Annotated in this window: 16 protein-coding genes; 12 read left to right on the top strand and 4 right to left on the bottom strand. The window is 52.8% G+C overall.

Going from position 1 to position 22,468, the window contains the following annotated elements; translation table 11 throughout:
* Positions 1–6 precede the first annotated feature (6 nt).
* The 6 genes from J2Z70_RS18850 (at position 7) to J2Z70_RS18825 (ending at position 8,452) form a co-directional block, all read left to right on the top strand.
* Positions 7–1,719, top strand: coding sequence for a type 2 periplasmic-binding domain-containing protein (locus J2Z70_RS18850; RefSeq protein ID WP_209875808.1), 1,713 nt, complete (start codon positions 7–9; stop codon positions 1,717–1,719).
* A gap of 98 nt (positions 1,720–1,817) precedes the next feature.
* Entirely contained in the window at positions 1,818–2,792 is a 975-nt protein-coding gene (locus J2Z70_RS18845) for an ABC transporter permease (protein WP_036693425.1), read from the top strand.
* 16 nt (positions 2,793–2,808) lie between these two features.
* The gene (locus J2Z70_RS18840; RefSeq protein ID WP_051477981.1) at positions 2,809–3,750 is read left to right on the top strand and encodes a carbohydrate ABC transporter permease; all 942 of its coding nucleotides are present in this window, start codon (positions 2,809–2,811) and stop codon (positions 3,748–3,750) included.
* A gap of 176 nt (positions 3,751–3,926) precedes the next feature.
* Complete coding sequence (locus J2Z70_RS18835) at positions 3,927–5,951, top strand: right-handed parallel beta-helix repeat-containing protein (protein WP_209875806.1); 2,025 nt, start codon at positions 3,927–3,929, stop codon at positions 5,949–5,951.
* A gap of 661 nt (positions 5,952–6,612) precedes the next feature.
* Complete coding sequence (locus J2Z70_RS18830; RefSeq protein ID WP_209875804.1) at positions 6,613–7,512, top strand: GNAT family N-acetyltransferase; 900 nt, start codon at positions 6,613–6,615, stop codon at positions 7,510–7,512.
* Positions 7,513–7,675: 163 nt separating this feature from the next.
* Entirely contained in the window at positions 7,676–8,452 is a 777-nt protein-coding gene (locus J2Z70_RS18825) for an alpha/beta hydrolase (protein WP_209875802.1), read from the top strand.
* Positions 8,453–8,565: 113 nt separating this feature from the next.
* Here the strand turns inward: J2Z70_RS18825 and J2Z70_RS18820 are convergent, their stop codons facing one another.
* From J2Z70_RS18820 to J2Z70_RS18805, 4 genes are all read right to left on the bottom strand, one after another.
* Entirely contained in the window at positions 8,566–10,362 is a 1,797-nt protein-coding gene (locus J2Z70_RS18820) for a type 2 periplasmic-binding domain-containing protein (protein WP_209875800.1), read from the bottom strand.
* Positions 10,363–10,407: 45 nt separating this feature from the next.
* Positions 10,408–11,373: a carbohydrate ABC transporter permease gene (locus J2Z70_RS18815; protein WP_209875798.1), complete on the bottom strand. Its 966-nt coding sequence runs from the start codon at positions 11,371–11,373 to the stop codon at positions 10,408–10,410.
* Positions 11,370–12,269: an ABC transporter permease subunit gene (locus J2Z70_RS18810; RefSeq protein ID WP_235191861.1), complete on the bottom strand. Its 900-nt coding sequence runs from the start codon at positions 12,267–12,269 to the stop codon at positions 11,370–11,372. The genes J2Z70_RS18815 and J2Z70_RS18810 overlap by 4 nt, the downstream gene beginning before the upstream one ends.
* Before the next feature lie 801 nt (positions 12,270–13,070).
* Positions 13,071–13,781, bottom strand: a complete 711-nt coding sequence (locus J2Z70_RS18805) for a helix-turn-helix domain-containing protein (protein WP_245368348.1) — start codon at positions 13,779–13,781, stop codon at positions 13,071–13,073.
* 313 nt (positions 13,782–14,094) lie between these two features.
* On the opposite strand from J2Z70_RS18805, the gene J2Z70_RS18800 reads away from it, so the two are divergent.
* From J2Z70_RS18800 to J2Z70_RS18775, 6 genes are all read left to right on the top strand, one after another.
* A complete protein-coding gene (locus J2Z70_RS18800; RefSeq protein ID WP_209875794.1) occupies positions 14,095–15,483 on the top strand; it encodes an ABC transporter substrate-binding protein in 1,389 nt (462 codons plus the stop codon).
* 120 nt (positions 15,484–15,603) lie between these two features.
* Entirely contained in the window at positions 15,604–18,498 is a 2,895-nt protein-coding gene (locus J2Z70_RS18795) for an extracellular solute-binding protein (RefSeq protein WP_209875792.1), read from the top strand.
* Positions 18,499–18,516: 18 nt separating this feature from the next.
* Positions 18,517–19,482 carry a carbohydrate ABC transporter permease gene (locus tag J2Z70_RS18790; protein ID WP_076073655.1) on the top strand — a complete coding sequence of 322 codons (966 nt, stop codon included), beginning with the start codon at positions 18,517–18,519 and terminating at the stop codon, positions 19,480–19,482.
* Complete coding sequence (locus J2Z70_RS18785) at positions 19,479–20,360, top strand: carbohydrate ABC transporter permease (protein ID WP_036724919.1); 882 nt, start codon at positions 19,479–19,481, stop codon at positions 20,358–20,360. Before J2Z70_RS18790 ends, J2Z70_RS18785 begins: the two co-directional genes overlap by 4 nt.
* Positions 20,361–20,378: 18 nt before the next feature.
* Entirely contained in the window at positions 20,379–21,839 is a 1,461-nt protein-coding gene (locus tag J2Z70_RS18780) for a hypothetical protein (protein ID WP_209875790.1), read from the top strand.
* Positions 21,836–22,462 carry a YIP1 family protein gene (locus J2Z70_RS18775; RefSeq protein WP_036724916.1) on the top strand — a complete coding sequence of 209 codons (627 nt, stop codon included), beginning with the start codon at positions 21,836–21,838 and terminating at the stop codon, positions 22,460–22,462. Before J2Z70_RS18780 ends, J2Z70_RS18775 begins: the two co-directional genes overlap by 4 nt.
* Positions 22,463–22,468 lie beyond the last annotated feature (6 nt).

Raw genomic sequence — 22,468 nt, 5'->3', positions numbered from 1 at the left:
CAGGCAATGGGTAAAAGCAAGAGAATATGGCTTCTCGCTCTGACGGCAGTCGTCTCATTATCCGTGGTGACGGCTTGCTCGGGGCCTAATAATGCCAAGAAGAATACGGGGACGACGGAGCCGACAAGCGCTGCCGCTACCACAGAGACCGAACCCAAGCAGGATAAGGTAACGTTCAAAATCTTCAACGGGGTGGCCGGCTCAAAGGACGGAAATACCAATGAGACGACCATCGGCAAGCTGCTGGAGGATCAGACCGGTGTCAATTTCAAGCTGGAATTCGTGGTGGGCGACCTCAATACTAAGATCGGAACAATGATTGCCGCCAACGATTACCCGGATGTGCTGATTCCCGATGCCGCTATAGAGGAAGTGCTGAATGCCGGTGCATTCATCCCGCTCGACGAGCTGATTGAGAAGTACGGGCCGAACATCCAGCGTGTCTACGGCAAATCGCTGAATCAGATGCGCTCCAAGGACGGTAAAATCTATTTCCTGCCGATTGCCGCCCAGGTGAACGATTTCATTCCTGAGCCGGAAGCCGGTGCGGGGTTCTGGGTTCAGCGCCGTGTGCTGGAGGAAGCGGGTTATCCGAAGATCAAGACGCTGGATCAATATATAGAGCTGATTAAGAATTACCGCGACAAGCACAAGGATGAGAATCTGACGGGCATGGTCTCTCTTACGCATGACTGGAGATTCTTCGCCACCTCCAACCCGCCGATGCATCTGATGGGCTATCCGAATGACGGTAACGTTACAGTGGATACGAACACCTGGGAAGCCAAGACCTATGCCGGTGCCGAGTCCACCAAAAAGTGGCTGAAGGCGCTGAATGACCTCAATGCTGCCGGTCTGTTCGATAAAGCCTCCTTCGTCGATAACTATGACCAGTACATTGCCAAATTAACCTCCCACAAGGTGCTCGGCTTCTTCGACTACCGCTGGCAGGTGGATAATGCGCTGAATGTGCTGAAGGATGCCGCCCGTAAAGACCCTTCTCTGGACGGCTTCAAGTATTTCCCGCTGCCGGTAACCTTCGAGGAGGGCACCCCGGATGCCTATCTTGATCCGCCTGGGGGCCTGGTAACGAACCGCGGAATCGGGATTACCGTCAGTGCCAAAGACCCGGTCCGCATCATCCAGTTCTTCGACAACATGCTGACCGAAGAGAACCAGACCCTGATGTCCTGGGGAATCAAGGGCGAGACGTATGAAGTGAATGAACAGGGCCGCTACTACCGTACGCAGGAGCAGATCGACAAGATTGACGAGCCGTTCAGAGAGAGCTTCGGCTTCAAGTACTTCAGCTGGAACTGGCCGATGTATAATGCCACTTCTACCCTGGCTGACGGAAATGCCAAGAATGTTGCCAGCCAGCCGGAGGTGTTCCAGATGACGCTGACCGACAAGGATAAGGCGATCTTAGAAAAATACGGCGTACAGACCTACAGCCAGCTGTTCGCTGAACCGGTTCCGCGTCCATACTTCCCGGCGTGGGGCTTCGCGAAGGAGCAGAATTCCCCGGAACAGCTCTGGGAAGCCAGCAAGGATGAAATGACGAAGAAATATTTCCCTAAGCTGGTGCTGACGACTCCCGATAAGTTCGAAGCAGTCTGGGAGGAATACATGAAGGAATTCGGCAAGCTCGATACTGCGGGTTATGAGAAATGGACCACTGAGCAAGTCAAAGCGAAGGTCGAACTGGCGAACCAATAGCCGCCGGAATCGGCGGGAAAGACCAGGGCTGTACCGAGATGCTGGTCTTTCCTGCTTGCCGCTTAGACACCCCGGTGCGCTGAAGGAGAGAGATACGGATGGATAAAAATACGGTACCCGCGTTATCCCGGCCGGCGGCGGATAAGGAGCCGGGCCGGATGAGGCTGTTCTTCAAAAAGCTGGGCCAGCAGCGGGCCTTGGCAGTGATGTCGGTCCCTTTTCTAATCTGGCTGTTTGTATTCAAATACTTGCCGCTGTGGGGCTGGAGCATTGCCTTCCAGGATTATAAGCCGGCCAGGAAGTTCATGGAGCAGACCTGGATTGGCTTCGAGCATTTCAAATTTCTGTTCGGGGATGACCGCTTCCTCCGGGTGCTCCGCAATACGCTGGCGATGAGCTCGATTAACCTGTTCTTCGGCTTCGTCACTGCGATCACCCTGGCCTTGCTGCTTAATGAAATACGCAATATTGCCTTCAAGCGTGTAGTGCAGACTGTCAGTTATTTGCCGCATTTTATCTCCTGGGTCGTCGCGGCGAGCATCATTCAGACGACGCTGTCCCCGGATGGTACGATTAACCAGCTGCTGGTGGGTCTGGGCTTCCTTGACCGCGGCAATGAAATTCTGTTCCTGGGAATCCCGGAATACTTCTGGACCATCTTCGGAGCCAGCTCCGTCTGGAAGGATATCGGCTGGAACACCATCGTCTACCTGGCCGCTATGACAACGATTGATCCCACACAGTATGAAGCAGCGGAGATCGACGGCGCGAACCGGTTCAAGAAAATGATCTATGTCACGCTTCCGGGCATCAAGTCTGTTGTGATTGTCCTGCTCATTATGAATATCGGCTATCTGCTGGAATCGGGATTCGAGCCGCAGTACCTGCTGGGCAACGGCATGAATGTGGATTATTCCGAGAACATTGATATATTCGTACTGAAATACGGAATTGCCCAGAGTAATTTCTCCCTGTCCATCGCAGCGGGAATGTTCAAGACGGTCGTCAGCTTCATCCTGTTGTTCATGGCGAATAATGCCGCGAAGCGTATGGGCGAAGCCAGGCTGTATTAATAAAGGAGGCGCAGGCATGGAGACCGCAGCTGTCCATAAGAAAAAACGCAAGCCCCCCATAAGCTCTTCCACCGGCGACCGCTTGTTTGTCATTTGCAACTACTGCTTCATGATCGCACTAATGATTGTTACCCTGTATCCGTTCGTGAATGTTCTTGCCGTATCGCTTAACAATGCGCAAGATTCCATTAAAGGCGGGATCTACCTTCTTCCCAGAGAATGGACGCTGGCGAATTACAATTATATTCTGAGAGAGGCCACGATTTTTCATGCGACCTTCATCTCGGTGCTGCGCACCGTGATCGGAACGGTAGTCACTGTCTTCTGCTCGGCCATGCTGGCCTACACGCTTAGCAGACAGGATTACGTGCTGCGCAAATTCATCACCGTAGCTTTTATCATGACGATGTACTTCAACGGCGGCCTGATTCCCAATTACCTGCTGATACGGGATATGGGACTGGTCGGCAGCTTCTGGGTCTACATTCTTCCGGGAATCATCGGGGTGTTCAACCTGATTATTATCCGTTCCTTCATTGAAAATCTGCCGGAGAGCATCATCGAATCGGCTAAGATTGACGGCGCGGGCGATTACCGGACCTTCTTCAGCATCATCCTGCCGCTTACGGTACCCGTACTGGCTACGGTGGCGCTGTTCTCGGGAGTGTTCCAGTGGAATTCGTGGTTCGATGTCTTCCTCTATAACTCGTCTGATGCAAGTCTCAGTACCCTGCAATATGAGCTGCAAAAGATTCTGCAGAACTCCAACACCACCACCGGCACCTCGTCGCTGGACGGGATGATCCAGGGGGCAACGGGAGGCCAGCAGAATGCGGTCACTCCGATGTCCGTGCGGGCAACGATGACGATAGTAGCGTCCGTGCCGATTATTATGGTGTATCCGTTCCTGCAAAAGTATTTTGTCAAAGGCATGATGGTCGGCGGGGTTAAAGGTTAGGTTGTCTAATTGTATACAAGAGTTCTCCCTTACGGGGAATGATCTTAGAAAGATCGTATGCCGGATGTACAAGGCCTGCGGTCTTTTCTATGAGTATTGTATACATGGTTATAGCAAAATAAAGTATTTTCATTTAAAATGTCCATATGACATACAAGAAAGAGGAGGATGCTCATATGGAATATCATGTTGCATTGCGAGGGAGCGATCAGGCTCCCGGTACAGCGCAGAGGCCCTTTCGCTCCATCTCCCGCGCTGCGGCGCTGGCGGAGCCTGGAGATACGGTTACCGTTCAGGCGGGTACATACAGGGAATGGGTGAGCCCGGCTAACGGAGGAACAGAGGAACAACGGATTGTCTATCAGGCTGCCGGGGATGGGGAGGTCATCATCACAGGTGCTGAGCCCGTGGCGGACTGGCAGGATGAAGGGGATGGTGTCTGGAGTACAGAGGTGCCGAACAGCCTGTTTGCTGTGCGCAATCCTTTTGCGGAGAAATTGTATGGCGACTGGCTGTTCGAAGGGGCGTTTGAGCCGCATCTGGGGGAGGTCTACCTGGACGGCAAATCGTTGTATGAATGTGACAGCGTTACCAAGCTGCGCGATCCCCAGGTATGGCCGCAGGCCAAGTACCCGGCGGACTCTCTGCTCCAGTGGTATGCAGAAGTAGGCTCGGCTTCCACCAGGATCTGGGCGACCTTTGGGGGCAAGGACCCCCGCCGGGAGAATGTGGAGATCAGCGTTCGTCCTTATTGCTTCTGGCCGGAGCAGACGGGACGGGGCTACATTACGGTCAGAGGCTTCACGCTCCGGCAGGCCTCTCCGCAGTGGGCTCCGCCAACGGCGTTGCAGGAAGGGCTGATCGGACCTCACTGGAGCAAGGGGTGGATCATTGAGGACAACCACATCTGCGAGTCCAAATGCACAGGGGTGAGCCTGGGCAAAGAAATCTCAACCGGGCATAACGAGTGGTCAAATGGCCGGATGAAGGGCGGGACGCAGCGGGAGCAGGAGGTTATTTTCCGCGCACTCCGCCAGGATTGGCATAAGGATAACATCGGAAGTCATATCGTCCGCAATAATGTAATTCATGATTGTGAGCAGGCCGGAGTTGTCGGCCATTTGGGCGGGGCCTTCAGCCAGATTGTCCAGAACCGTATTTATAATATTCATCATAAACGGATTTTCCACGGGGCAGAGGTAGGCGGAATCAAGCTCCATGCTTCACTGGATACCCAGATTTGCGAAAATGTCATTTACAGCTCCTACCGGGCGTTATGGCTGGACTGGCAGGCACAGGGCACCCGGATCAGCCGGAATGTGTTCTACGACAACCTGTCCGAGGATTTCTTCATGGAGGTGTGCCACGGCCCTTATATGGTGGATCACAACCTGTTCCTGTCGCCGATGAACTTCCGCAATATGGCCCAGGGCGGCGCGTTCGTCCATAACCTGTTCGCCGGAAGATTCGTGGTGCGCCCCGAGCTTACCCGATATACACCGTACCATATGCCGCATGAGACAGCGGTTGCGGGCTACAGCAATATCGCGGGCGGGGATGACCGCTATTATAACAATATCTTCCTGCGTGATGAGGATATGGGCAATGAGGTAGTGCCGATGACCTTCTTCGAGCATCTGCCGCTTACCCCGAGAGAGCAGCTTAATGATAACGGTGAACGGGTGATGGACGGTATCCCTGATAATTCCCGCTGTTATCTGCATCCAGTTGGACTGGGCGGCTATGACGAGCACCCGAATGCGCTGCATAAGCAGTGGTGGGAATTGACCAAGGAAGAGATCAAGGCGATGATCGATTCCGGCAAGCCGTTCCATCCTGAACAGATGGCCCTGCCCGTTGGAATTCAGGGCAACCTGTATCTGAAAGATGCGGTGCCGGGTGCGCATGAGCCGAACGCGAAGGTCTATGCCGACAAGGGTCTTGAGATCGAGGTTGATCCGGCTTCCGGCAAGGTGCAGGTGCATATTGTGAACCCTGAGCTGCTGCGTGCTGCCGCGCCGACCGTGGTCACCACGAATCTGCTGGGCCGAAGCTATCACGCCGAGATGCGTTACGAGGAGCCGGACGGCTCGGCGTACCGGTTCGACCGCGACTTCTTCGGTAAGCAGCGCCCGGACTCGAATGTGACGCCTGGACCGTTTGAATTATCCGATAATGCTGCAGTGAAAATAGTGCTGTAGAAGGTTATGGTTGAGAGCCTGTCCCTGGGGACAGGCTCTTGTGTTTTTTTAAGACATTTATGAGTTGCGGCTATCTGTGCGTAAATGCCCTCCCAATGAGGCGCGTGCCGAATGTAGGCGAAAAACCGACCACATTGTGCTCGGCGGGGATGCGTGGGCAGAATATGGTCGAAAAACCGATCACATTGGGCACGGCGGGGGTGCGTGGGCGGAATATGGTCGAAAAACTGACCACATTGGGCACGGCGGGGGTGCGTGGGCGGAATATGGTCGAAAAACCGACCACAATGGAGACGCCGAGGGTGCGCGTGCCCAATGTAGGCGAAAAACCGACCACAATCGGTGCGTCGAGGGTGTGAGGGTGCGCCACGTAAGCCAAATGTATGCGGAAAACCGACCACAATCGGTGCCGCTGCGCTGAGGGATGGGCCCCATCTCCGCAGCCCGTACCCTTTTAGAGAAATCCTGCAAGAAATGCAGCAATGCGGCCTAAGTCACAGTATACAATGAGGCACAAAGCATCCTTCACCCGCAGGGTGAATTTGTTCTATACAGAGCAATGCAATAAATGATCCTAACAGATCTCTGCCTATAAAGGAAAAGTGGGCCTACATATAATGGAAGAAGGATGAAATGATGAGAGCCGAATGGAGATGAGGAGATGAAGGCATTCAATGAAAAGTACGTAGACACCGAGGAGAACTTCAACAACGTTCATACCTTTTTGAGAAAAATGGTAACCTTGACTGGGAAGCTTCAGACCTGGGAATTTGTCAGATTCGAGTTCTGGGACAAGCATGAAGCGCTCAAAAGTGCAGACCCTGATTTCAGGAGGAAAAATGCACACCTATGGAAGAATGAAGCCGGTGAGATCACAGGCCTGTTCATTTCCGAATCCGGAGGCGGCTTCTTCAGTTTAATCGTTCATCCGGATTACCCGCATCTGGCGGACGAGATGGTCGCATGGACCCGGAATGTATGGGGCGAGGGGAAAAAGAAGCTCAACACCGATTGCTATCCCTACGGTCTGGAGGTTCAGGCATTATTAGACCATGGTTTTGTGCAGGATTCCCATATCGGGAATACAAGAAGATACGATCTTGTGCATACTGAGTACACTTTGAACCTGGAAGAAGGCTTTTACATCTGGTGCATGGCGGAAGGGGCAGACGAAGAATCGAAGGGAGAGTTGATTGAACAGATCTTCTCTCCATCTGATTCCAGCCCAGTCAAGGTAGAGTATTGGAGAAAAACTCTGCCCTCCTATAATGAAGAGCTTGATCTGTCTGTGGTTGATGAGAAGGGGCGGCATGTTGCCTTCTGTTTCGGGTTCGTGGATCACGATAAGGGGATTGCGGTCATAGAGACGATCGGGACCCACCCCGACTACCGGCAACGCGGATTCGGCAAGGCGGTTGTTACTGCCTGCTTCTTGCGGCTGAAGGAGCAAGGTGTGACAACTGCTTTTATAACGGGTTTTTCTGCTGAGGCTAATGCTCTATATCAATCCCTACAGCCGGTAGAGATTACTCCGATGCATTCATATGTATACGAAGGTTAAATACAATCGGGACTGTCCAATGTAGGAGAATGCAGAAGACCTTCTATCCTACATATATTTTTTCTGCAGCAGGTTCCTCAGCAGGATTCTACACTTAGTTTATTGAATAAACTAAGTGTAGAGAAATACATATAATCCAAGAGAGGAATGAGCAGTATTGGACATGAACCATCAGAAGTATACAACACAAGCAGCGGGATATGATCAGGAGAGAGAAGGGATCGAGCGTGGTAAGATCACAATGATCGAATATCCCTCTGCCACAGTAGGCAACACCCGGAAGGCCAGAGTCTATACGCCGCCTGGATACTCTAGCACAGAGAAATATAGTGTCTTGTATCTGCTGCACGGCATTGGCGGAGATGAAGACGAATGGTACACTCACGGCACGCCGCAGATTATTCTGGACAACCTTTATGCTGATCACAAGCTGAAGCCCATGATTGTTGTATTGCCGAACGGGCGGGCGATGTTGAATGACCGGGCGGAGGGTGACATCTTCGCTCCTGACAAGTTGGAAGCCTTTGCAACCTTCGAGTCTGATCTGCTGAACGATCTGATCCCTTATATTGAAGCGAATTATTCTGTGCTGACGGACCGGGAGCACCGCGCGCTGGCCGGGTTGTCCATGGGCGGAGGGCAATCGCTCAACATGGGTCTGAATAACCTGGACCGCTTCGCCTGGGTGGGAGCCTTCTCTGCGGCACCTAACACGAAGGAGCCGGAACTGCTGGTACCGGAACCGCAGAAGGTAACGGACGCGCTTAACCTGCTCTGGTTATCCTGCGGAGACCTCGACAGCCTCAAGTATGTCAGCGACCGCACCGATGCTTATTTCTCAGAGCATAACGTACCGCACATCTGGGTAGAAGAGCAGGGCGACCATGACTGGCCGGTCTGGAAGAACGGGCTGTATCAGTTCGCTCAGCTTATTTTTTAAGGGAGCAGGAAGAACAGTTTCCGGTAACAAAAAAGGCAGCCTCAAGCCATTTCCATGGCTCAGGGGCTGCCTCTTCTTTTACTTTTACAGCTTACGCGGTAACGCTCATCTGCTTACTTATTGGCAACCGCATCAGCGCGCATTTTAACGATTTTCTCTGCTCTTTCCTTGTCTACAGCGAACACATCGTTCCAGCCGAGCCCTTCGACATCGCTCTTCAGCTTGGTCCAGAGCTGGTCGAATTCGGCCTGGTCCTTGGCGAAGATCATTTTCCAGGAGGTGTTCTTGACATAATCCGAGATCTGGCTGCGTTTGTTCTTGACGTCAGAAGAATCGGAGCCAAGACTGGTATTGATATTCGGCACGATGTCGATCATGTTGTTCTTCGTATAGTACTCGGTCGGAGTAGTAGCGTCATAGGTCTTCTGCCAGTCTGTAGTCAGCGCAGTCTTGTTGGCTTCAATGGTGGAAGCCCAGTACGTGCTGTTGTAGAATTCTTTGGTTTCCGGGTCGGTCACGAAATCACTCATAATCATCGAGTTGACCTTGCTCTGGCCGTCCTGGTAACCGCCGCCGCCGTATTCGGCAGGGACCGGGGTGTTTTCTTGGAATGCCGTCTGGCCGACTTCGGTCAGCTTGAATTTGCCGTCCGGTGTCTTCTCATAGTTGAAGCCTTCGAAGCCGTTGGTGTAGTAACGCAGACCTTCCGGTGAAGACATCCAGTCCATCAGTTCCATGATTCTTTCCGGCTCTTTCGCCTTGGAGCCGATAGCGAACACTCTACCGTTCCCGAAATAAGCATCACTGTTCTGGATCAGGTGGGTATCGCCGATCGGAACGGCTACGTTGCCGTCGCCCTGGTTGCCGCGTTCAATTGTATTGTAGAACCCTCTCTGCCAGGAGTACCACAGAAGCAGAACTTGCTTGTTGGTCAGCTTCTCAGATACCTTGTTCCAATCCTGGGAAGGGGAATCCGGGTCGACGAGACCCATTTTGTTAGCGTCATAATAGAACTGCAGAATTTTTTTGTACATGCTGTTGTCGTCCACGATTGGCACGATGTCACCTTTGGCATTCAATTGAATCGTTGTCGTGCCGTTCGGCTGCTCATAGCCATACCAGTTGCTGAGCCAGCGGACATTCTCCATGCTTCCGCCATCCCAGTCCTTCCAGAGGGTGATCGGAACAATCGGCTTGCCGTCCGGAGTCTTTGGATATTTAGCCTGCATGTCCTTCAGGGCGGTCATCAGGTCGTTCAGATTATTCAGCTTCGGCGCGCCGATTCCCTTGTAATAATCCCAAGGCATAATCGGGCTGGAGTAAGGCAGCTCTTCTGAGAAAGTCGTTGGCGAAGTATCGGCGGTGAAGGCCGGGAGGGCATAGATTTTACCGTCAGGATTCTGCTTCTCGAAGGCCACATTGAACGGCTTAAAGTGATTGTCTACATATTGGGACAGATGCTCCGTGTTCTTAATCATGTCGGTTAGATCCATAATCATGCCTGCCGGAATTAGTTCCTCGAGCTGGCTGTTCTCAATAATCAGGAGGTCGCCGAGGTCGCCGGATGCCGAGCGGGTCTTGTACAGCTGGTCGCCCGCTACCTGCGGAGCCAGAATGTTCAGTGTGATATTGAACTTGTCTTTCAGCAGCTTGCCGTACCATCCCGTCTGCTCGCCTTGATAGTTAGCTGCGTTGTCGAATACCGTAATGGTTAGAGGTTTGCTGTGATCGATGCCTGTGCTTGTGCCCGGATCGGATGACTCAGTAGGTGTTCCGGGTTCGGCCGTCCCCGCAGCAGTTCCTCCATTGTTGGAATTACCGCTGCAACCACTTAACGCCGTTGTTACCAGCAGGATGGTCGTCCCTAGTAACAGCGCGGACTTTCTGCCCAGCTTAATGTGTGTTTTCATGTGTAGCCCCCCGAATGATTAATGTATCATAATGGCGCAGGTCCGTTAGCCTTTCACAGCGCCAATTATAATTCCTTTGACAAAAAATCTCTGGAAGATCGGATATACCAGCAGGATTGGTGCGACTACGATAATGGTAACTGTCATGCGGATGGAGGTTGAGGTCTGCTTGGTCGCCAGAGTAGCCATCGCCGTTGAGCCGGCATTCTGCAGGTTGACCATGGTGGACAAGGAGCTCGCCTGATTGATGTAGTTATACAGTATGAACTGTAAGCTGTAGAGCTTACTGTCCGTTACCAGCAGGAGCGTATCCTGGAAGGAGTTCCATTGGTTGACGGCCGAGAAGATGGCAACGGTTGCAAGGATCGGCTTGCTGATCGGCAGAATGACTTTGTAGAAAATCGTGAAGATTCCTGCACCGTCAATGCTGGCCGCCTGCTGAAGCTCCTTCGGTGTTGCCTCCACGAAGGTTTTGACCAGGATAATGAAGAAAGGAGCAACAACGGACGGAAGAATATAAGCCAGGAAGTTGTCCGTCAGATGCAGCGATCTCATGGTCAGATACCAAGGGATAATCCCGGCATTGAAGAACATCGTGATGATGGTGAAGCGGTACCAGAATTTCTTGCCCCACATGTCCTCCTGGGCAAACATGAATCCGAGGAAGGCCGAAGCGCCGACTGTTAGCAGTGTACCGATCACTGTTCTGCCGAGAGAGATCATAAAGGCATTGCCCAGACCCGGGATTTTGAACACATCGATATAATTCTGGAAATGAATCCCCTTCGGCCAGAAAATAATTTCGCCCTTGGCGCTCAGGTCGTTCGCGCTGATCGTGTTGATAATGATCGAGTAGAACGGATAAACGCACATGAAGGCGAACAGTGAGAACAGGATATAAATAATAGTAGAGATGATTTTATCGGTAGCGCTGACCTGCATTTTGACCGTTTTTTTGGTGATGTCGATCTCCCGGGTGTTTGGCGTAAGACTGGTCTGGTTGTCACTCATACAATGCCCTCTCCTCTCAGCATTTTGGACAGACCGTTCACCGAAAAGAGAAGCACCACGCTGATTACACTCTTCAGCATACTGATCGCAACGGAGACGGAATAGCTGCCGCCGCCCATGGCGAGGTTATACACATATAGATCAAGAACCTGAATAGTGTCCTTGTTAAACGCATTCTGGAACACGAAATACTGCTCCAATCCGTTGTTCAGGAAGCTGGCAATCTGGAGCATCAGCAGGACGAAGTAGGTTGGCATCATGCTTGGCAATACGACATGGCGGATAACCTGCATCCGGGTAGCCCCGTCCACATAAGCCGCTTCATACAGCGATTCGTCGATGCCCATGATGGCCGCGATGTACAGAATGGCGGACCAGCCGAGTGTCTTCCAGGTAGCCCAGGCCCACATGGTCCACCAGACATGCTCCGAGCTCTGCAGGAACATTGTAGGTGAATCGGTCAGCCCAGTCATATGCAGGAAGCCGTTGACCATCCCCTCACTGGAGAACATGGAGAAGGCGAGGGAGTACACAAGCACCCAACTGATAAAGTTCGGCAGCGTGGTGACCGTCTGTATGAATTTGCGGAAACGTACCGCCTTGATCTCGGTCAGGAAGATGGCGAAGATCATCGGGAGCCAGGAAAAGAGGATGCCCAGTCCGCTGATGCCGAAGGTATTCCAGATGACCTGCATCAGCTGGTCGATCTTGACCTGATTCTCAACCAGGGAATGGAACCATTTGAAGCCGACGAACTCAGATTGGGACAACGGGATAGGCGGGGTGTAGTCAAAAAATGCATATACCCATCCATAGAGCGGATAGTAGGCAAAGACAGCGAGTAAAAGCATAAAGGGAGAGATGTAAAGGAATTTCCGGAACGAATTGCTTCTCATGCTCTGGCTGCGCATTGTTTCACTCCTCATCATATTCTCTTTGTATGATTGCTTCCTGAAGCTAAGCCGGGGCAAGCAATCCCGGGCATCTTGTCTGTCTGTCATCCCCCTTCTTCAGTAAGCAACCTCCGTTTTTGATAACGCTTTCATGTATGAAACTATAATAAGTTATCGTTTATCTTCCTACAATGACCGATCCTCACCAATTATTGATCTATTGTCAGGTGAAGGAGACGCGGATGAGAAGGGCAATTGTATGGGAGGGGCGAGTGAGAGAAGCAGGAGTCGGAGCCGAAACGGGAGTTTTTAGGAGCGGGAAGAAAGGAATGCGGGAGGCTGAGGGGCGGATGAGCCGAATGAGGGGTATTAGTGCCCCTGATTTCATTAAAAGTGGGCGGATGAGCCGAATGAGGGGCATTAGTGCCCCTGATTTCATTAAAGTTGGGCGGATGAGCCGAATGAGGGGTATTAGTGCCCCTGATTTCATTAAAAGTGGGCGGATGAGCCGAATGAGGGGCATTAGTGCCCCTGATTTCATCAAAGTTGGGCGGATGAGCCGAATGAGGGGCATTAGTGCCCTTGATTTCATCAAAAGTGGGCGGATGAGCCGAATGAGGGGCATTAGTGCCCCTGATTTCATCAAAAGTGGGCGGATGAGCCGAATGAGGGGCATTAGTGCCCCTGATTTCATCAAATGGACGGGGAGCAGCGCTGCTTCGATGGTCTGGCACGCAGCAGCCGTACTTATCCAGAGCCTTGCTCCAGATTTCGTACAGGCCGCTCCCTCCACCCCCCTCTGCCTCAGGCAATGACGAAGCATTGCTTGCGGTATTCATTGGCGCTGGTTCCCGTGTATTCTCTGAATTTCTTGTAGAACCAGTCGATTTCCGAATATCCGACAGCGTCTGCAATCTCATAGATCTTCATGTCGGTCGTTTCCAGCAGCAGCTTGGCCTTCTCCATCCGCTGGCGCAGAAGGTATTCGTTGAAGGACATCTTCTCCTGCTGCTTGAATTTCTGTCCGAGATAGGCGCAATTGAAGTTCAGGGTGTCGGAGATCTGCTTGAGTGTAATATTATGATGGAGCTGCTCATCCACGCATTGCTTGATCGTACTGACGATCGGACACGGGGAGGACGGCTCTTTTTGAATGGTGAACTGAGCATAATCCCGCTCTACAGCAGCGGGTTTGCCAGCCTGAGCCAGCACCCGACTAACCGCCTCCAGACTTCCGCCCAGCTCAGCCGGGTCCACCGGGTCTGTTAAGTAATCGCTTACATTATAGAGTAAGGCTTGGCGCGCCAGCCCGAAATCTCCGCTGCCCCCGAGCAGAATAATCGGAACGGAGCTTCCCTGCCTGATCTGCTCACAGACTCTCATGCCCGGCGTATGGGCATCCCTGATATTCAGAAGAACAAGTGATATCCCCTCGCTGCGGATCAGCCGCAGAATATCGGATGAATAATCAGCATGCGCATGAATGATGAAATTCTTAAGTCTGCTCCCTGCCATATAAGAAGCGATCTCCCGCACTTGGGCGTTTCGCTCTACACATAAGATTCTGTACAACATGAAGACCCCGCTTTCAGAGAGAAGTTAAGCTTCCTTCATTCATTATGTGCAACAGAGCCGGGCGCTACAATGTGCAATTCTTGCACCAGGCTCCATTTGTTTACCTGATCGAAATCCGGTTGCGCGGTGGATAAGGACTTGCGGGCCGGACCTATAATTTGACAGGTGAACACCTGAAGTTAGACGGGTTGCTGCCTGAAAATGTAAGCGCTAAACTTTCGAGGTAAGTCATTCATACTTGGGGGGACAGATCATGCGGGCAAAAAAGGTAATGTCAGTATTTATTAGTATGTTGTTATTAGCTGCAACGACGGCATGTGGAGGAGCGGGGAACGGCGGGAACGCCGGCGGGGGAGCGTCAGCCCAGCCGGCGGCGGCTACGGAGGCTCCGGCAGCTGAGGCTACTGCAGAAGCTACACCGACTGCAGAGCCGAGCAATGCTACACCGGAAAAAGATTTCGATATGGGCGGCAGAACGATCAAGATTGTGTCCTGGTGGGATATGACGATTCCCGAGGACAATCCTGATAATATCCAGCGCTCGAAGAATCTGAAGGAATTGATGGCCAAGCATAATTTCAAGGTTGAATATGTAGCGCTGGACTTCGGTGAATACCAGAAGAAGGTTGTGGCTTCACTGGTCGCCGGTGAACCGCTTGGCGATATTGTCAGAATGGGCAAGGGCTATATGATTCCGGTGCTGACGAAGCAGGATATGTTCTGGCCGGTTGACGAGTACACCAAGAATGAGAATGCCTTCAATCAGCGTATGACTACAGAATTCTCGCAATATGAGGGCCGGGGCTATGGCTTCTCGGAGAATGCGGGCAACCTGATCAGCGGAGTATTCTATAACCGCACCCTGATGAAGAAGCTGGGCATGAAGCCGCTCCAGGAATATGTGAACGAGGATAACTGGAACTGGGAGACCTTCACCCAAGTCGCCAAAGAAGCGAACAAGGATACAGATAACAACGGGAAACTTGATGTTTGGGGCTTGGCCTCAGGCGGGTTCCTGGAAATGGCGCTGGCCTCCAACGAGACCGATCTGACCATTGACGATAAACAGAATCTCGATGATCCCAAGCTGCTGGAGGTCTTCAAGTTCATCGCCAAGCTGGGTGCCGAGAAGGTAGCGCGGCCGACAGAAGGCGGGGACTGGCAGGAACCGGCGCAGTTCTTCCGTCAGGGGAACACGCTGATGTATGCAGGAGCAGATTATGAGGCGAACGGCTTCAAGACGGATATGAAGGATTATGATATCGGCTTTGTTCCTTTTCCAAAAGGACCTAATGCTACCGAATACCACAGTGTGGAATCCAATGTCCAGTTCCTGACCATCCCGAAGAAGGCCGAGAATCCGGATCAGCTGCTGTATATCTGGGAGAAGATCAACGATATCGAGTCCATCTACGATTATCCGAAGCAGGCTTCCCTGGAGAGCACGTATGACAACGAGGATGATATCAACAACGCCAAGCTGGTCGAAGGCGGCATGCTGCTCACGAACCATAATACCTTCTCAACCATGCCTTACTACGAGATGATTGACGAACTGAAGAAGGGAACCTCGGCATCTACTGTCATTCAGAAGTACAAGGCGAAGGTTCAGGCTTCTGTAGACGCAGTCTACAAAAAATAAACGGATATCCGCATGGAACAACAGTCCCCCGCGGACTGTTGTTCCCATTCTTGCGGCAATTATAGAGCTGGAACTTGAAATATACCAACTTATGATCCATCGCTTAAAGGGAGGAGTACGTTGAATATTCGAATCAGGAACATAGCGATTATATTGGTTGTTGTCCTGCTGGCCGGGACGATCTGGATATTTAATTCCTCGGGGCAGCCTGTGCATTCCGACTCTCCCGCAGTAGGCAAGTTCACGGCAGCCGCGCAGGATGCTGAAGAAGGCAGCTATGAAGCCTATCTGAAGCAACACGGGGATGCCCCGCGCCCTGACCGGGAGATCCGCATCGAAGGGGAGAGCTATTCCCCCGGCAGCGGAGATGTCTTTGAGGTGAAGCAGCAATTCGAGGGGCTTGACGGAGCAGCAGTCATTACCCAGGAATCGGGAACCATCTCCTGGGAGGTGCCGGTTCCGGAATCCGGGCTGTACAACATCCGGGTTCATTATTATCCGGTGGAAGGCAAAAGCTCGTCCATTGAACGTTCCTTATCCATCAACCGGGAGGTGCCGTTCAAGGGAGCGGATACCTTGCTCTTCGACCGGGTCTGGGGGAACCGTGAGGAGGTCATTAAGCAGGATGACCGAGGCAACGATCTGCGCCCCAGACAGGTGGAGCAGCCGGTGTGGCAGTCCACGGTCATTGCGGACAGTGAAGGCTTCTATGAGGAGCCGTATGCCTTCTATCTGGAGCAGGGAAACCAGACCCTGTCGCTGACCGCACTCCGTGAGCCGATGGCCATTGATTATATTGAGCTGTTCCAGGACCGGACAGTGCGCTCCTATGCAGAGGCTAAGCAGGAGTATGAGACTAAAGGCCTTCAGCCGGTACAAGAGCCTTATATCGAGGTCCAGGCCGAAGCGGCATCCGCCAAATCCTCGCCTACCTTATACCCGTTATCGGACCGCTCCAGCCCGGCAGTGGTTCCTTATGCCGTCTCAAATTTAAGGATCAACACCATCGGCGGGGTGAACTGGAAGCTTCCGGGGCAATGGATCGAATGGGAGATTGATGTCCCTGAAGAAGGTCTGTACCGGATAGCGCTCAAGGAAAAGCAGAATCAGCTCCGGGGCGTCTATGCCAACCGCAGCCTGACCATTGATGGTGAATATCCGTTCACCGAGATGAAGCAGATCCGCTTCAATTACTCTCCCGGCTGGCAGATGAATGTACTCGGCGGGGAAGAGCCTTATCTGTTCCATCTTACAGAAGGGACGCACAAGCTGAGACTGACCGTGACCCTGGGCGATATCGCGCCGCTGGTCCGTACTGTCCAGTCCAGTGTCCTGACCTTGAATGAAATGTACCGCAATATTCTGGCGATTACCTCCAACAACCCGGATAAGTTCCGCGACTATCAGCTGGAGAAGCGGATACCGGAGATGACCAAGGTATTCCGGGAGCAGGCGGAGATTATCCGCGGTGTCGGCGAATATCTGGAGCAGGCCACCGGGGAACGCAGCGACAAGGTATCGGTGTTGTACTCGATGGTTACCCAGCTAGAGGATATGGCTAAGCATCCGGACACGGTAGCCAAACGGCTGGTCTCCTTCAAGACGAATGTCGGCGGACTGGGGACCTGGATTCTTAGCGTACGGGAACAGCCGCTGACACTGGATTCACTGGTGGTCTCGGCGCCGGATAAGCCGCTTCCGTCTGCGCAGGCGACCTTCTTCCAGAAGCTGAAGCATGAGCTGAGAGCGTATGGCGCCTCGTATACCGAAGACTATGACAGTATCGGTAACGTGACGAAGAACCAGAAGGCGATTACGGTCTGGATTTCGACCGGCCGGGATCAGGCTCAAGTGATGAAGAGCATGATTGACGATACCTTCACGCCGGATTCGGGCATCTCCGTGGCACTGCGGCTGGTGCCTCCGAACATTCTGCTGCCGGCAACCCTGGCGGGCGAAGGGCCGGACGTAGCCATGCAGATCGGCGAGGATCTTCCAGTGAACTATGCGATGCGCAAAGCATCGGCCGATCTGTCCCAGTTCGCCGATTTCAAAGAAGTGGCTGACCGCTTCCGCGACAGCGCCCTTACGCCTTATAAGTACAATGGAAGCGTCTACGGGCTGCCTGAGCAGCAGATCTTCCCGATGCTCTTTTACCGGAAGGATATTCTGCAGGAGCTTGGTCTGGAGCCCCCTGCTACGTGGGAGGAAGTCTACAATGTCGTCTCTGTGCTGCAGAGACATAATCTGGAGTTCTATCTTCCCCTGGAGGATACACTGAACAACGCGACGCTGGTGCCCAATGCGGCCTTCACCATGCTGCTCTACCAGAACGGCGGGCAGCTCTACACGGACGACCAGAAGCGAAGCGCGCTGAACTCGGAGACCTCCATGAGTGAATTTAACAAGTGGACCCAGTTCTATACCAATTACAAGTTCCCGGTGAAGGTGGACTTTCCGAACCGTTTCCGTACAGGCGAGATCCCAATCGGGATTGCCGATTACACCATCTATAACAGCCTGACAGTAATGGCGCCGGAAATCCGCAATTTGTGGGAATTCACGGTGGTGCCGGGAACGAAGCAGGCGGACGGCACGGTGGACCATAGCGTAGCCAGCCATACAACCGGTGTCATGCTGCTGGAGAATGCCAAGGACAAGGATTCGTCCTGGGAATTCATGAAGTGGTGGACAGACAAGGACACCCAGGTCCAGTACGGCCGGGAAATGGAAGGACTGATGGGAGCGGCGGCACGTTATCCGACCGCGAACATTGAAGCGCTGGAGGAGCTGCCGTGGCCGGTGAAGGATTACAAGGAACTGGAGAGCCAGTGGCAGTGGGTGAAGGGTAACCCTCAGGTTCCTGGCGGGTACTTCACAGGCCGGCATCTGGACAATGCGTTCCGCAAGGTGGTCAACGGGAATGTGAATCCGCGTGAAGCCCTGTCGGATTATCTGATCTACATTAACGATGAAATTCAGATCAAACGGAAGGAATTCAAACTTCCGTATTAGGTTGGAGGCTGCAAGCTGATGGTACAAATACAGAATACCACTGAACCAGCCTTGCCAGGGCTGGCTGGCGGTCCGGTCAAGGAATCCCGTCTGGCGCAATTATGGAGAGATATCAAGAAGAGCAAGCATTATTATTTCATGATGAGTCCCTATATGATCATCTTCTTCCTGTTCACGGTGATCCCGGTGGTCGTCTCCTTCGGGCTGAGCTTCTTCTATTTCAATATGCTGGAGACGCCGAGATTCATCGGCTGGGAGAACTATTCCAGGCTGCTGCTGGGCGATGATGTGTTCATGATCGCGCTGAAGAACACCTTTTTGTTCGCGGTCATCACAGGTCCGTTAAGCTATATCGCCTGCTTCCTGTTCGCTTGGCTGATTAATGAGCTGTCGCCCTTTGTCCGGTCGCTGATGACGCTGGTCTTCTATGCGCCTTCGATCTCGGGCAATGTGTTCTTCATCTGGCTGATTGTCTTCTCGGGGGACAGCTATGGTTATCTTAACGGCTTCCTGATGAAGATCGGGGTGCTGCTGGAGCCGATTATATGGCTGCAGAATGAGAAGTACATTCTCCCCATTATCATTATTGTGCAGCTCTGGCTGAGTCTTGGCACAAGCTTCCTGGCCTTCATCGCCGGACTTCAGACCGTGGACCAGACGCTGTTCGAGGCCGGAGCGATGGACGGAATCAGGAACCGCTGGCAGGAGCTGTGGTTCATTACCCTGCCGTCCATGCGCCCGCAGCTGATGTTCGGCGCGGTCATGCAGATTACCGCCTCCTTCGCGGTGGCTGAGGTCTCTATTGCGCTGGCGGGCTTCCCGAGCGTTAACTATGCGGGACATACGGTGGTCACGCATTTGATGGATTACGGGACACTGCGCTTTGAGATGGGCTATGCCTCTGCGATTGCCACTATTCTCTTCGCAATTATGCTCGGAACCAACATGATGACCCAGAAGCTGCTTCGAAAGGTGGGTGAATGACCCTGTATTCAAGAGTGATAGGGGCCCTTCGCCCTCAAAAAAGACTGAACCGTTCCTTTGCTGTCAGCTTTATGCTCTTCGGCCTGCTGCTGGGCTTCGGCGCGTTCATGGTTCTTCCGCTGATCTATACGGTGAATAATGCCTTCAAGCCGCTGGATGAGCTGTTCATCTTCCCGCCGAGATTCCTGGTGCGGAACCCGACGCTGGAGAACTTCACCGACCTGATGGTGATCATGGGGAATTCCTGGGTGCCGTTCACCAGATACATTGCGAATACACTGCTGATCACCCTGGTAGGAACCGCAGGACATATCCTGCTGGCGTCGGCAGCGGCGTATCCGCTGGCCAAGTTCAAATTCCCGGGCTCCAGCATTCTGTTCAAGATTGTAGTGCTGTCCCTGATGTTCTCGCCGCATGTTACGGCGATCCCCAACTATCTGGTCATGTCGCAGCTGGGGTGGATCAATACCCAGGCGGCGATTATCGTCCCGTCACTGGCCTTTTCACTAGGTTTGTTCCTGATGAAGCAGTTCATGGAGCAGATCCCGGATGCACTGATTGAGGCGGCCAAAATCGACGGTGCGAACGAGTACCGCGTGTTCTGGCAAATCGTAATGCCGAATGTGAAGCCGGCCTGGCTGACGCTGATGATCCTGCAATTTCCGGCGCTGTGGGGCACAGATGGAGGAAGCTTCATCTACAGTGAGAACCTGAAGACACTTCACTACGCGCTCAGCCAGGTCATCCAGGGCGGAATTGCGCGTGCCGGGGTCGGAGCGGCAGTCGCTCTGCTGCTGATGACCGTGCCGATTCTGTTGTTCATTATTTCACAGAGCAGTGTCATCCAGACGATGGCCACATCCGGTATGAAAGAGTAGAGAGGAGGAACGGTGACAATGGTCGCAAGGATAAAGAAACTGAGAACCGGTCTGCTGGCCTTGTGCTGCCTGGTCAGTCTGGGGCTTGGCGGAGAGCTGGCCCTGGCAGAGAGCGCAGCCCCTTCCTACAATTATTCATACTGGGGGAATGCGGTGGCGGCTCCGTCCGCCTACCAGGCTACTACGCTCATCACGGGTGCCAGCTCCGGTGCGGGCCCATTCAACAATCCGCAGGATATTCAGGTTACGGCGGATAAGCAGATCTATGTTCTGGATAGCGGCAATAACCGGTTTGTGATTCTGGATCAGGACTATAAGTCCGTCAAGACGGTAGATGCATTCCAGTTCAAGGGGAAGGCGGAGAAGTTCAACAATCCGCAGGGCATCTATGTGACGAAGCAGAAGGAGATTTATGTTGCGGATACCGGCAATAAGCGTATCGTCCATCTCGACAGCGACTTCAAGGCCGTGGGGATCATTGAAGCCCCGAAGTCCGAGCTATTGCAGGCGAACTTTGAATTTCAGCCTGTCCGTGTTGCTGTAGACAAGGCGGACCGCATCTATGTGATGTCGGCCGGCGTCTTCGACGGATTCATGGAATTCGGGGCGGATGGTGTGTTCAAATCGTTCATTGGCGCGAACCGGGTGCATGTTGATGCGGTAGAGTATTTCTGGAAATCGATCTCCACCAAGGCGCAGCGTGAGCAGATGGTGATGTATACGCCTACCGAGTTCACGAATCTGGACATTAATGACGAAGGCTTTCTGTACGCTACCAACGGTGACGATTACGGGGACCCGATCAAGAAGCTGAACGCGCAGGGGGCAGATATTCTGCGGAGAGAGGGCTATTACAAGCCCAGCGGCGATCTGATGTATTCAACCCGGTCGGGCGGCGCCCCGCGGCTTGTGGATATTGATGTGAGCGACAGTGAAATATACGCGGTGCTGGATGCCAGCCGGGGCCGGGTGTTCACGTACAACGGGGACGGCTATCTGCTGTATATTTTCGGCGGAATTGGTAACCGTATGGGCGAATTCAACACCCCGGTTGCCATTGAGCACAGCGGTGACGATATTCTGGTGCTGGATCAGGCGCTGGGTGAAATCACGGTATTCCAGACCACAGAGTATGGAAGAACGCTGAACAGTGCTGTGCGCAGCTACTATAACGGTGATGAGGAGATGGCTTCCCAGGAGTTCAGCAAGGTCGTCAACTTGAATGCGAATATGGAGTATGCCTATGCGGGTATAGGCAAGGCGTATCTGCGGCAAGGCGAGTACAAGGAGTCGGCGGAGTATTTCGAGCGCAGCATGGACCGGACCAACTATTCCAAAGCGTTCCTGCTCTACCGTAAGGAAGTGCTTCGCGGACATTTCTCCACCATTATGACGGCTCTGATCGCGCTGGTAGCCCTATGGCTGGGCCTGAGAATGTACCGGAAAATGAAGGCCAGAAAGAAGGTGGAGCTCCATTGAACAGAGAAGCGCTGCAACATCCGCTGTATGTGATGGTTCATCCGTTCAACGGATACTGGGACCTCAAATATGAACGCAGTCAAAAAACCAGTCTGATCATCTCCTTCGGCATTCTGTTTATGCTGATTCTGACGAATGTTCTGGGCAATCAATACAGCGGGTTCCTGGTCAATATGAATAATCCCCGGTATCTGAACAGCCTGCTGGAAGCGGTCTATGTGCTGGTTCCTGTTCTGTTCTGGTGTGTGGCGAACTGGTCGCTGACTACGCTGATGGACGGGGAGGGGAAGTTCACGGAGATTTTTATTACCACCTGCTTCGCCCTGGTTCCGATTGTCCTGATTAATTTCCCATGGATCTGGATCAGCAATTTCATCTCGGCTCAGGAGAGCTCTTTTTATTACTTTTTCAAAAACTTTGCCATTCTCTGGTCGGGACTGCTGCTGTATGTGGGCATTATGACCGTTCATCAGTTCTCTCCGTCCAAAACGATCGGGACGATTCTGCTGACGCTGCTCGCTATGGCCTTCATGGCTTTCCTGACCCTGCTGTTCTTCAGTCTGGTTCAGCAGATGATTGCATTCGTCTCGACCATATACCAAGAAATTGTCTTGAGGAGATAGGAGGAG

The sequence above is a fragment of the Paenibacillus silagei genome (assembly GCF_017874735.1).
In the GTDB taxonomy this organism is placed as follows: Bacteria; Bacillota; Bacilli; order Paenibacillales; family Paenibacillaceae; genus Paenibacillus_AQ; species Paenibacillus_AQ silagei.
This window is presented reverse-complemented; position numbering and strand designations above follow the sequence as displayed.

Excerpts from the sequence above, each read along its gene's own strand:
- J2Z70_RS18850 (WP_209875808.1), top strand. The coding sequence starts at position 7 with ATGGGTAAAAGCAAGAGAATATGGCTTCTCGCTCTGACGGCAGTCGTC.
- J2Z70_RS18845 (WP_036693425.1), top strand. The coding sequence starts at position 1,818 with ATGGATAAAAATACGGTACCCGCGTTATCCCGGCCGGCGGCGGATAAG.
- J2Z70_RS18840 (WP_051477981.1), top strand. The coding sequence starts at position 2,809 with ATGGAGACCGCAGCTGTCCATAAGAAAAAACGCAAGCCCCCCATAAGC.
- J2Z70_RS18835 (WP_209875806.1), top strand. The coding sequence starts at position 3,927 with ATGGAATATCATGTTGCATTGCGAGGGAGCGATCAGGCTCCCGGTACA.
- J2Z70_RS18830 (WP_209875804.1), top strand. The coding sequence starts at position 6,613 with ATGAAGGCATTCAATGAAAAGTACGTAGACACCGAGGAGAACTTCAAC.
- J2Z70_RS18825 (WP_209875802.1), top strand. The coding sequence starts at position 7,676 with ATGAACCATCAGAAGTATACAACACAAGCAGCGGGATATGATCAGGAG.
- J2Z70_RS18820 (WP_209875800.1), bottom strand. The coding sequence starts at position 10,362 with ATGAAAACACACATTAAGCTGGGCAGAAAGTCCGCGCTGTTACTAGGG.
- J2Z70_RS18815 (WP_209875798.1), bottom strand. The coding sequence starts at position 11,373 with ATGAGTGACAACCAGACCAGTCTTACGCCAAACACCCGGGAGATCGAC.
- J2Z70_RS18810 (WP_235191861.1), bottom strand. The coding sequence starts at position 12,269 with ATGAGAAGCAATTCGTTCCGGAAATTCCTTTACATCTCTCCCTTTATG.
- J2Z70_RS18805 (WP_245368348.1), bottom strand. The coding sequence starts at position 13,781 with ATGGCAGGGAGCAGACTTAAGAATTTCATCATTCATGCGCATGCTGAT.
- J2Z70_RS18800 (WP_209875794.1), top strand. The coding sequence starts at position 14,095 with ATGCGGGCAAAAAAGGTAATGTCAGTATTTATTAGTATGTTGTTATTA.
- J2Z70_RS18790 (WP_076073655.1), top strand. The coding sequence starts at position 18,517 with ATGGTACAAATACAGAATACCACTGAACCAGCCTTGCCAGGGCTGGCT.
- J2Z70_RS18785 (WP_036724919.1), top strand. The coding sequence starts at position 19,479 with ATGACCCTGTATTCAAGAGTGATAGGGGCCCTTCGCCCTCAAAAAAGA.
- J2Z70_RS18780 (WP_209875790.1), top strand. The coding sequence starts at position 20,379 with ATGGTCGCAAGGATAAAGAAACTGAGAACCGGTCTGCTGGCCTTGTGC.